This window comes from uncultured Pluralibacter sp. (assembly GCF_913775985.1).
Lineage (GTDB): Bacteria > Pseudomonadota > Gammaproteobacteria > Enterobacterales > Enterobacteriaceae > Pluralibacter.
The window spans coordinates 1-10,467 of record NZ_CAJYMB010000145.1 but is presented as its reverse complement, the minus strand read 5'-3'; the positions used below and the strand labels follow the sequence as shown (position 1 = coordinate 10,467).

The 10,467-nt window shown below is 57.5% G+C and carries 13 protein-coding genes and 1 other annotated feature; of the genes, 5 read left to right on the top strand and 8 right to left on the bottom strand.

From position 1 onward, the window contains the following. Positions 1 to 744: MFS transporter (locus QZ766_RS17435; RefSeq protein WP_297204187.1), on the top strand; the 744-nt coding region annotated here is incomplete at its 5' end. A gap of 44 nt (positions 745 to 788) precedes the next feature. Here QZ766_RS17435 and QZ766_RS17430 read toward each other — a convergent pair. After that, positions 789 to 1,145 carry a hypothetical protein gene (locus QZ766_RS17430; RefSeq protein ID WP_297204186.1) on the bottom strand — a complete coding sequence of 119 codons (357 nt, stop codon included), beginning with the start codon at positions 1,143 to 1,145 and terminating at the stop codon, positions 789 to 791. A gap of 563 nt (positions 1,146 to 1,708) precedes the next feature. On the opposite strand from QZ766_RS17430, the gene QZ766_RS17425 reads away from it, so the two are divergent. Further along, complete coding sequence (locus QZ766_RS17425; protein ID WP_297204184.1) at positions 1,709 to 2,350, top strand: hydrolase; 642 nt, start codon at positions 1,709 to 1,711, stop codon at positions 2,348 to 2,350. A gap of 51 nt (positions 2,351 to 2,401) precedes the next feature. Here the strand turns inward: QZ766_RS17425 and QZ766_RS17420 are convergent, their stop codons facing one another. The 3 genes from QZ766_RS17420 to dacD all read right to left on the bottom strand — a co-directional run bounded on the left by QZ766_RS17420 (position 2,402) and on the right by dacD (position 5,293). Continuing rightward, positions 2,402 to 2,734 carry a DUF496 family protein gene (locus tag QZ766_RS17420; protein ID WP_297204182.1) on the bottom strand — a complete coding sequence of 111 codons (333 nt, stop codon included), beginning with the start codon at positions 2,732 to 2,734 and terminating at the stop codon, positions 2,402 to 2,404. 165 nt (positions 2,735 to 2,899) lie between these two features. After that, on the bottom strand, positions 2,900 to 3,958 hold the full coding sequence (locus QZ766_RS17415) for an FUSC family protein (protein WP_297204180.1): 1,059 nt from the start codon (positions 3,956 to 3,958) through the stop codon (positions 2,900 to 2,902). 168 nt (positions 3,959 to 4,126) lie between these two features. Further along, positions 4,127 to 5,293, bottom strand: coding sequence for a serine-type D-Ala-D-Ala carboxypeptidase DacD (gene dacD, locus QZ766_RS17410; RefSeq protein ID WP_297204178.1), 1,167 nt, complete (start codon positions 5,291 to 5,293; stop codon positions 4,127 to 4,129). Positions 5,294 to 5,483: 190 nt separating this feature from the next. Here dacD and sbcB point away from each other — a divergent pair, with 190 nt between their 5' ends. Beyond that, positions 5,484 to 6,902, top strand: a complete 1,419-nt coding sequence (gene sbcB, locus QZ766_RS17405) for an exodeoxyribonuclease I (protein ID WP_297204176.1) — start codon at positions 5,484 to 5,486, stop codon at positions 6,900 to 6,902. 64 nt (positions 6,903 to 6,966) lie between these two features. Here the strand turns inward: sbcB and plaP are convergent, their stop codons facing one another. The 4 genes from plaP to QZ766_RS17390 all read right to left on the bottom strand — a co-directional run bounded on the left by plaP (position 6,967) and on the right by QZ766_RS17390 (position 9,607). Then, positions 6,967 to 8,325, bottom strand: a complete 1,359-nt coding sequence (gene plaP, locus QZ766_RS17400; RefSeq protein WP_297204174.1) for a putrescine/proton symporter PlaP — start codon at positions 8,323 to 8,325, stop codon at positions 6,967 to 6,969. Next, positions 8,315 to 8,377, bottom strand: coding sequence for a membrane protein YoeI (yoeI, locus tag QZ766_RS23110; protein WP_366509440.1), 63 nt, complete (start codon positions 8,375 to 8,377; stop codon positions 8,315 to 8,317). The genes plaP and yoeI overlap by 11 nt, the downstream gene beginning before the upstream one ends. Positions 8,378 to 8,606: 229 nt before the next feature. Then, positions 8,607 to 8,789: a hypothetical protein gene (locus QZ766_RS17395; protein WP_297204172.1), complete on the bottom strand. Its 183-nt coding sequence runs from the start codon at positions 8,787 to 8,789 to the stop codon at positions 8,607 to 8,609. Further along, entirely contained in the window at positions 8,789 to 9,607 is an 819-nt protein-coding gene (locus tag QZ766_RS17390; RefSeq protein WP_297204170.1) for an SDR family oxidoreductase, read from the bottom strand. The genes QZ766_RS17395 and QZ766_RS17390 overlap by 1 nt, the downstream gene beginning before the upstream one ends. 303 nt (positions 9,608 to 9,910) lie before the next feature. Between QZ766_RS17390 and hisL the strand changes: the two genes are divergently transcribed. Then, complete coding sequence (hisL, locus tag QZ766_RS17385) at positions 9,911 to 9,961, top strand: his operon leader peptide (protein WP_297204189.1); 51 nt, start codon at positions 9,911 to 9,913, stop codon at positions 9,959 to 9,961. Beyond that, positions 9,937 to 10,059 (top strand) — a sequence feature (His leader region). It overlaps the preceding gene by 25 nt. 37 nt (positions 10,060 to 10,096) lie before the next feature. After that, positions 10,097 to 10,467: ATP phosphoribosyltransferase (gene hisG / locus QZ766_RS17380; RefSeq protein ID WP_297204169.1), on the top strand; the 371-nt coding region annotated here is incomplete at its 3' end.

The following is a 10,467-nucleotide window of genomic DNA, read 5'->3' as shown; positions in this document are numbered from 1 at the left end:
TTCCTCAGCTGGGGCTGGCGGCTGCCGTTCCTGTTCAGCGTCGTGCTGGTGCTGGCAGCGCTGTGGATCCGCAGCGGCATGGAGGAGTCTGCGGAGTTTAACGAGGCGCAGGCAGAGCAGCCCGCGGCGGTCAGGAAAAAACTGCCGATTATGGAAGCGCTGGCGCGCCACCCGGGGGCATTCCTGAAAATCATCGCCCTGCGCCTGTGCGAGCTACTGACCATGTATATCGTCACCGCCTTCGCCCTCAACTACTCCACCCAAAATCTCGGCATGCCGCGGGAGCTGTTCCTGAACATCGGCCTGCTGGTGGGCGGCATCAGCTGTCTGACCATCCCGCTGTTTGCCTGGATGGCGGACAGGTTCGGGCGGCGGCGCATCTACATTACCGGCGCCCTGCTCGGCGCGCTCAGCGCCTTTCCGTTTTTTATGGCGCTGGAGGCCCGCTCGGTTTTCGGGGTTATCGTCTTTTCGCTAATGCTGGCCAATATCGCTCACGATATGGTGGTGTGCGTGCAGCAGCCGATGTTTACCGAGCTGTTCGGCGCGGGCTATCGCTACAGCGGCGCGGGGGTCGGTTATCAGGTCGCCAGCGTGGTGGGCGGCGGCTTTACGCCGTTTATTGCCGCCGCGCTGCTGACCTTTTCAGGAGGAGAGTGGCACGCCGTGGCGATTTACCTGGCGGCGGGATGCCTGCTCTCCGCAGCGACGGCGCTATTTATGAAGTCAGGTGAACCCGCGTAGCGGGCTCAAGCCTGATCGAAAAGCATCGCCCGGGCGATGCTTTTTTATTGCACAACCTCAACCGGGCCGTGATTGTCGCAGTGATCCCCGTGCGGATGGTGCAGGTGTCCGTCTACCAGATAGTCGATGTGGTCGCCGTGCGGTACGGCTTCATGTCCGCAGCCGGGGCCGTGGCGGTGGCCCGGTTCGTGACCGCCGCAGGCGTGATCCGGCGTGCAGCCGTCGGGATTTTTGCCGCTCACTTCCAGCACGTGCTCGTCAACGTGGTCGCCGTGTGGATGATGGAGGTGACCGTCGTGAAGATAATCAATGTGGTCACCGTGGCGAATCGCGGTGTGGCCGCAGTTTTCACCGTGTGCGTGATCGTGATTTTCGTGGTGCTTCAGGTTACAGCCGGCCATAGGTTTACCCTCGTGTTGTGGTTAAAAGCGATATACCTGTGATTTTCAAGCGCACGGTAGCGGGCTACGTTCGGTCACTCCGGTGGCTGGCTTTCGACAGCTCCGGAGGACTCTCTCGCCAGAGCGTAATTGCAACTCGAATTATCTAAAGTATAAAGACATAATTAAAGTGCGTGAATTAAGGTACTGTTCAGAAAACAGCGCCTTTTTAATAATAGCGATACGGTGAAGAAAAACAATAAATTAAGCGCGCGAATTAACTGCAGGATAATAATAACTAAAAACCCCAGATGCATGAATTTCAATTATAGGTATAAGATACCGATTCTTTATTCCCACATTTTTTACTGAAAAGGATTATTACAATCTACCCACATGTTTACCATGGCGATAACGTTATGTTTTATAATTAATTATATCGTTGAGCAACAGATTAACCCATCAGGCGCATAGCATCATCCGGCGGCGCTATTGCATTCCAGTAGTGGACTGCTACGTTTTATGCAGCATGCATTTATCGCATGGCTTATATTTAATCTTTATATACAAAGAGGAGCTCTTTTATGGCCAGTGAACAAATTCGCGATCCCGTCAACGATCGTCTGTTAACCCCTGAAAACGCCGCCTTTATTGTTATTGATTATCAACCGGTACAGGTTAACTCTATTGCCTCAATGGACCGCCAGCTGCTGGTAAACAATATTGTCGGCTGCGCCAAAGCCGCCGTGGTATACGGCCTGCCGGTGATTCATTCGACGGTGAACGTACAAACCGGCCTGAACAAGCCGCCGATCCAGCAGCTGCAGAAAGTGCTGAAAGATTATCCCACCGTCGACCGCACGTCGATTAACTCGTGGGAAGACGTGGAGTTTCGCGAGGCGGTAAAAGCCACCGGGCGCAAGAAACTGATCCTGACCGCGCTGTGGACCGAGGCCTGCCTGACCTTCCCGGCGCTGGACGCGCTGGCGGAGGGCTATGAAGTCTATGTACCCGTGGACGCGGTAGGCGGCACGTCGCTGGCGGCCCACGAGGCGGCGCTGCGGCGCATTGAGCAAGCGGGCGGCAAGATGATCAGCGTCGCGCAGCTGTTTTGCGAGCTGCAGCGCGACTGGAAGCGCGCGGAGACCGTACCGGCGTTTATCGATCTGTTTATCAGCACCGGCGGCACCGCCGGGCTACAGTTTGGCTCTGAAAAAACCGACTGAATGCAAAAAGGCCAGCACCGGGTGCTGGCCTTTATTTCACGCGTCGGGCAATTAGCCTTTAACGTCAACGTTCTTCTGTTCGCCCATCGCTTTCAGCTTTTTAGAAATTTCGCGACGCTCCTGGGAGATCTCGGCATTCTTGATGATGTAGTCATCAACGCGATCTTCATAGTCGGATTTCATGCTGGCGATGATCTCCTGGATGGCTTCAACCGTCATGCCGGGCTTGATGTAGTCGCTCAGGTTGTCCAGCAGCAGCACGCGCTTCTGGTTGTCGCGGATTTTTTTCTCCACGTCCTGAATTTCGCGCTGCAGCTTGTTTTTGCGGCGGAACAGACGAACGAATTCAAGCACGTCCTGGAAAGAAGGTTTGGTTGTTTCCATTTTGGGTACCCCTGATTGTTAAGCTTCGGATTCGTAATGCGACCGCGTCAGCAAGTTCATAACGGGTGGCGGCAATCTGTGATACTGCTGTTCTGTGTGATTTATCATAACCCTAAAATCGGCTGAATCGAAACAAGCTGACGGTAAACCGTGACCGTCTGGACGTTATTTACGCAGCGCCCGGCAGATCAGCCGCGATAACAGCTCCAGCTGGCGCGTCATTTCCAGGCTCAGCCAGACGTAGCCGTGCATCGGCGTCTCGGCAAGGTTAGCATCCTTGGCGTCGCTGGCCAGCTGGCGCAGCTCGGCCACGATATCACTCAGTTTTTCGTTGTTTGCCAGAATCGGCTGCGGATTGCCCTCGTACAGCGCGTGGGCGATGGTCAGCAGCGTTTGCTGGGTCACGTGCTGCATGTCGCGCAGGCCGTGCGCGTTCAGCAGCAAATAGTGGCTGCTGCGCGACGCCCACCAGGCGTTAACCTGCAGCTCCAGAATGCATACCAGGTTACGGTTGATGGTCTGGATACCCTCAAACACCGACTTTTGAATGTGCAGCTCCTTGCTGGCGGGGGCAATCAGCGCCCGCATCTTCACCACGTCGTTGAGGATTTTCTGGTGCCGGCGGTCGAGGCGCGGGCGCTCGAGCAGATTTGGCGACAGCGCGGTCTGGTACAGGCGGTTAAGCTCGGTGACGTAGTCCGCCATCTTGATTCGCCAGTGCAGAAAAGCGCGCTGGGGCCAGATGCCGGTAAACAGCAGCGCCAGCAGCGAGCCGATGACCACGTCGCCGCTGCGCCACAGGGCAGTATGCATATCCCCCGCCGGTGCGCCGACGACAACCGACAGGGTAATGCCGATGAGCAGCGCCTGATACGGCCTTTTGCCCAGCGCCAGCCAGCCGCAGAGGAACATCGCCGCTGCGCACCACAGCAGCATCAGCGGCAGCGAGATCAGCTCGAGCTTCAGCGCCACCAGCCCCAGCGCGGAGCCGAGAATCGTACCGCCAATGCGCTCCAGCGCCCGGGGCATGACGTTGCCCCAGAATGAGATGGGCCCCATGATCACCACCAGAGTGATCAGCGGCCAGGTGCCTTCCGGGACATCAAACAGCCTGACGAGCATAAACGTCAGAATAAAAGCCAGGGCTATCCGCATACCGTGAACCATGCGGTAGTGGCGGTATAGCCGAATTTCAAAAGGACTCAGGGATTTATCAGCGCGCACGCCAGCTCTCCGGCCAGATCAAAGAAACAATTGTAACCCGTTTTGGGTAACAGGCGTCACGCACATCAGAATAGTCCTGAAGAAAGTGAGGGTATCCCTGCGTTCAGGAAAAAAGTTGGCGCAGCCGGAGTGCGGCTGCGCCTGGGAGAATACAACTGGATAACAGGGTTACAGCGTATGGTGCAGCCAGTCACCGAAGCGCGAGAACATGCCGCCCTTCTTAACCTCGTCCAGCGCCACCAGCGGCCAGCGGGCAACAATTTTGTCGCGATCGTAAAGCTCGACCTCGCCTACCCGCTGGTTAGCGGCGATGGGCGCGTCGAGCTCTTTCGCGTCGAGCACGTACTTGGCTTTGATGTTTTGCACTTCCGCCTTCGGCAGCGCGAGCCAGTAGTCCTGGCTGGCGCCCAGGCGCACCTGCTCCCGGCTGCCGTACCAGACGCGCTCCGTGCCCAGCTGCTTGCCGCTGTGCAGGATCTGCACGGTATCAAAATTCTGCTGGCCCCAGGTCAGCAGCTTGCGCGCCTGGGCCTCGCGCCCTTTCGGACTGTCAGCGCCCATCACCACCGCAATCAGCCTGCGCTGGCCATCAACCGCAGAAGCAATCAGGTTAAAACCGGCGCCGGAGGTGTGGCCGGTTTTCAGGCCGTCGACGTTCATGGTTTTATCCCACAGCAGGCCGTTGCGGTTGTTCTGGGTAATACCGTTCCAGGTCAGGCTCTTCTCGCTGTACATATGATAGAAGTCCGGCTCGCCGTGAATAATCGCCCGGGAGAGCACCGCGAGGTCAAAGGCAGAGCTGTGCTGGCCCGGCGCGTCGAGGCCGTGCACCGTTTCAAAATGGGTATCTTTAAGGCCAAGCTTGTCCACGTAGCTGTTCATCAGCTTAACGAACTGCGGCTGGCCGCCGGCGACGTAGTCCGCCAGCGCCACGCAGGCATCGTTGCCGGAGTCCACAATCAGGCCGCGGCTGAGGTCGCGCACCGTCAGACGGTCACCGGCTTTCAGAAACATCAGGGAAGAGCCGTCAAATACCGGATTGCCTCTGGCCCAGGCATCACGGCCAACGGTCACCATGTCGTCCGGCGTGATGCGATGGCTGTCGATGGCGCGGTCTACCACGTAGCCGGTCATCAGCTTGGTCAGGCTGGCGGGATTGCGCTGCTGGTGTTCATTTCCGGCGGTCAGAATTTGGCCGGTTGTGTAGTCCATCAGGACCCAGGAGCCGGCCTGAATGGCGGGCGGGGCAACCTGAGGCGAAAAAGTGTCTGCGGCAAAAGCGCAGGAGATACTCGATGCGAGCAGCGTAGCGGCAATGAAAAAACGGCCTTTCAACAGAAGATCCTCAACGTTCATGAATTCGCAGTACTTTTTACGGGAGTTGCGCCCTAACGTCAGCGTTAAATTGCAAGTAAATATGACATGCTTTACCTTTAGTGCGGTTCCGCTGCGCGGCTTCCCTTCTGGGTTTGGGGTAAATCGTTTACCATGAAGCTATGATGCGCACACGGAAATCAGACTTACCATGCAAGAGACGCAACCCGGATTCCTCTTTCACGACTACGAAACTTTCGGCACCAGCCCCCAGCTCGACAGGCCCGCGCAGTTCGCGGCGATCCGCACCGATGCCGACTTCAACATTATCGGCGAGCCGGAAGTGTTCTACTGTAAACCGGCGGATGACTACCTTCCCCAGCCGGAAGCCGTATTAATCACCGGCATCACGCCGCAGGAAGCGCTGGCCAAGGGGGATAGCGAAGCCGCGTTTGCCCGCCGCATCCACGATCTGTTTACGGTGCCCGGCACCTGCGTGGTGGGTTACAACAACGTGCGCTTCGATGATGAAGTGACGCGAAACATTTTTTACCGCAACTTCTACGATCCCTACGCCTGGAGCTGGCAGAACCGCAACTCGCGATGGGATCTGCTGGACGTGATGCGCGCCTGCTATGCCCTGCGCCCGGAGGGCATCAACTGGCCGGAAAATGACGACGGCCTGCCCAGCTTTCGCCTGGAGCACCTGACCAAAGCCAACGGCATCGAGCACAGCAACGCCCACGACGCGATGGCGGACGTGTACGCCACTATCGCAATGGCGAAGCTGGTGAAGGCTGCCCAGCCGCGGCTGTTCGATTATCTGTATACCTACCGCGGCAAGAACAAGCTGGCGACGCTGATTGACGTGCCGCAGATGACGCCGCTGGTGCACATCTCCGGGATGCTCGGCGCCTGGCGCGGCAACACCAGCTGGATGGCGCCGCTGGCGTGGCATCCGGAAAATAAAAACGCGGTCATTATGGTGGATCTGGCCGGGGATATGTCGCCGCTGCTGGAGCTGGACGCCGACGCCCTGCGCGAGCGGCTCTACACGCCGAAAGCCGATCTTGGGGATCTGCCCGCCGTACCGGTGAAGCTGGTGCACCTCAATAAATGTCCGGTACTGGCTAAGGCCAACACCCTGCGCCCGGAAGACGCCGAACGGCTGGGGATCAACCGCCAGCGCTGCCTTGATAACCTCAAGCTGCTGCGCGATACCCCGCAGGTGCGGGACAAGGTCGTGGCGCTTTATGCGGACGCCGAGCCGTTTGCGCCGTCAAAGAATGTCGATACTCAGCTGTATAACGGCTTTTTCAGCGATGCCGACCGCGCGGCGATGAAAATCCTGCTGGAAACCGAGCCGCGCAACCTGCCCGCGCTGGATCTGACCTTTGCCGACGGGCGCATTGAGAAGCTGCTGTTTAACTACCGGGCGCGCAACTTCCCCGGCACGCTGGACGAAGCGGAACAGGCGCGCTGGCTGCAGCACCGCCGCAACGTGTTCACCCCGGAGTTTTTGCAGGCTTACGTGCAGGAGCTTGAAGGACTGTACGGCCAGCACGAAGGGGATGCGGAAAAGCAGAAGCTGATTAAGGCACTGTGGCAGTACGCGCAAGAGATCGTCTGAGGCAAATTTCAGGCATAAAAAAACCGGAGCGCATGCGGCTCCGGTTTTTTATTGTCCTGATAAATCAGGCGATATCTTCGTACTGCGGCACCGGGTTGCGGAAGCTTTTGGTTACGCAGGCCAGATAGATGAGGCCAACGGCGGCCCAAATCAGGCCCAGCACCATTGAGCTCTCTTCCAGGTTCACCCACAGCGCGCCCACGGTCATGGCACCGCACATCGGCAGGATCAGGAACTGGAAGTGGTCCTTCAGCGTTTTGTTGCGCTTCTCGCGGATCCAGAACTGCGAGATAACGGACAGGTTGACGAAGGTAAACGCCACCAGCGCGCCGAAGTTTATCAGCGCCGTCGCCATCACCAGGTCAAACTTGATTGCCAGCAGGGCAATCACGCCAACCAGGATGATATTCATCGCCGGGGTGCGCCATTTCGGGTGCACGTAGCCGAAGAAGCTTTTCGGGAACACGCCATCGCGGCCCATCACGTACATCAGGCGCGCCACGCCGGCGTGAGCCGCCATGCCGGAGGCCAGTACGGTTATGGTGGAGAAGATCAGCGCGCCGACCTGGAACGCTTTACCCGCCACGTACAGCATAATTTCAGGCTGCGAGGCATCCGGATCTTTAAAGCGCGAGATATCCGGGAAGTACAGCTGCAGGAAGTAGGTAGCAAAGATGAAGATCAGGCCGCCAATCAGCGCGGTCAGGAAAATCGCGCGCGGAATAACGCGCTCTGCATCTTTGGTCTCTTCCGACAGGTTGCTGATGCCGTCAAAGCCGGTAAAGGAGAAGCACAGGATAGTCGCCCCGGTGATCATCGGAATAACGTGCGCATCGCCGGACCAGAACGGACGGCTGCTCGCCAGCGTTCCCGCGCCCTGCCCTTCGAACACGCCGTAAATAACCATGCCGAGAATCACCGCAATCAGCACCACCTGCAGCACCACGATAACAGTGTTGAAGTTGGCAACAGACTTGAGGCTGCGCAGGTTAAAGGCGGTCATAAAGGCCACCAGCGCAATGACGAACACCCACGAGGGTATCGACGGCACCAGGGCTTCAAAATAGATTTTCGCCAGCAGAATGTTGATCATCGGCGCGAACAGATAGTCGAGCAGCGACGACCAGCCCACCATAAAGCCAACGGTCGGGCTGATGGATTTCTGGGCGTAGGTGTAGGCAGATCCCGCAGACGGATAGCGTTTCACCAGCTTACCGTAGCTCAGGGCGGTAAACAGGATTGCTATCAGTGCGAAGGCATAGGCTGTCGGCACATGACCATCGGTCATGCCCGAAACGATACCGAATGTATCGAACAGCGTCATCGGCTGCATATAGGCAAGGCCCATCATAACAACCGGAACCAGCGTAAGTGTTTTACGCAATTCCACGCGAGAGGTGTTTGGAGTAACGTTATGCGACATGGTCATTCTCCTGTCCGGCGAATGCCGTCGCGTAAGCAAAAAATTGCCCCATTTTTTGATTAATCCTCAGCGACAACAACTGTCGATTTTTAGTAAGTATCTATCCGGTACGAAGCCCGGCCTCTTGATTTAAATGAATGTCTTGTAGCAAAAAAATAACCGGCGCCTTTTGAACAGCGTCGGTTAGTCTCATTTTTGCTGGCGCGTATTTTGCCCCCATCCCCCAGGAAACACAATACAAGTCGGCCCACTTGATGCGCCATTTTCGGCCAACTGGTTGATTATTCGTCAACCAGAAAGCGTTCACCGCCCGCAATCGCATTTTTTGTCAAAATCCGCTCCGGTTTACTGACTGACTCCAGAGCCAGCGCGGCCTGGAGAGCGATTGCGGTGAAAGAAATGTTAATAGATTTTTGCGTATTTGCCACCGCTGTCGGTCCTTTTTTGCCGCCGCCGGCGAGCATCAGGCCATCGGCATTGCCAGCGGGTCCGGGAACTGGTATTCGAACCCCAGCTCGGCGCAAATGCGGCTGCCGTCAATCAGGCGGCCTTTTTCCGCACTGTCGCTGAACGTCGGCTCCGCCAGGCCCAGTTCGCGGGCCATTTGCGGGTAGAACACGTTCCTCGCCGGATGCTTCGGCGCGCACAGGTTATAGATGTGCCCGCCTTTCGGCGCCTGCAGCAGCAGCATAATCGCGGAAATAACGTCTTCCAGATGCACCAGGTTTACCCCCTGCTGCCCGTCCGGCGCGGTCTTGCCGGCAAAGAAGCGTCCCGGGTGCCGCCCCGGCCCTACCAGCCCGGCCAGGCGCAGAATATCCACCGAGGTGCCCGGCAGATTGTGCAGCCAGTCTTCCAGCTCTTTCAGCACCCGGCCACTGGCCGTTACCGGCTCGCGCGGGGCGCTCTCTTTGAGCAGGCCCTGCTGCGCGCCGTAAACGGATGTCGAGCTGGTAAAGAGAATGCGCGGTACGCGGTGGGCCAGCGCGCTGTCGACGATCTCCTGCACTGCCTGTAAGTAGAAGTCGTCGCCGGGGCCGCTGCGGCGCGCCGGAAGAGTTATCACCAGCGCGTCGACGCTCATTAACGCCTCAAGATCGTCGCTGTCGCTCTCCAGCACCGGCGTCAGGCGCAGCGGATAGCCGTCAATACCGCACATCCGCGCCGCCTCCACGCCGTCCTCGGTGGTTTTGCTGCCCGCTACCTGCCAGCCCCGCGCCGCCATGGCAATGGCCAGGGGCATTCCCAGCCAGCCTAAACCGATAATTGAAACCTTTTTCATGCCCGCTCTCCCGCCTCGCGTTTTCATCTTTAGTAAGGCTACGCCAGGCGCTCGCCGCTGACAATTTATACCCGTCATACTTCAAGCTGCTTGTGCGTTGGCTGCGCTCGTTCACCCCGGTCACTTACTTCAGTAAGCTCCCGAGGATTCACTCACTTGCCGCCTTCAAGCAACTCGAATTATTTAGGGTATACCCGCAGCAGATGAAATAAATTAACGTTGAAAAAAAGCCCTTGCTTTACCCCGCACACCTGGTTTAGGTTAAAAGACATCTAATGCATAAGCATTCAACGAGATTTTATTATGATTAGCGTTCAGTTTAAAAAACACCATCATCACCATCATCCTGACTAGTCTTTCAGGCGATGTGTGCTGGAAGACGTTTGGATCTTCCAGCGGTGCATGAACGCAGAAAAGCCCCCGGAAGATCGCTCTTCCGGGGGCTTTTTTAATGGGCGTAATACAGACAGGAAGACGAGGATAAAAAGAATGTTAGACAATAGCCGTTTACGCATAGCTATGCAGAAATCCGGGCGTTTGAGCGATGATTCACGCGAACTGCTCGCCCGCTGCGGCATAAAAATTAACCTGCACACTCAGCGCCTGATCGCGATGGCGGAAAATATGCCGATTGATATTCTGCGCGTGCGCGACGACGACATTCCCGGGCTGGTGATGGACGGCGTGGTGGACTTGGGCATTATCGGCGAGAACGTGCTGGAAGAAGAGTTGCTGAACCGCCGCGCCCAGGGCGACGATCCGCGCTACTTTACCTTGCGCCGCCTCGATTTCGGCGGCTGCCGCCTGTCGCTGGCCACCGCTGCCGATGAAGCCTGGAACGGCCCGGCGGCGCTGGACGG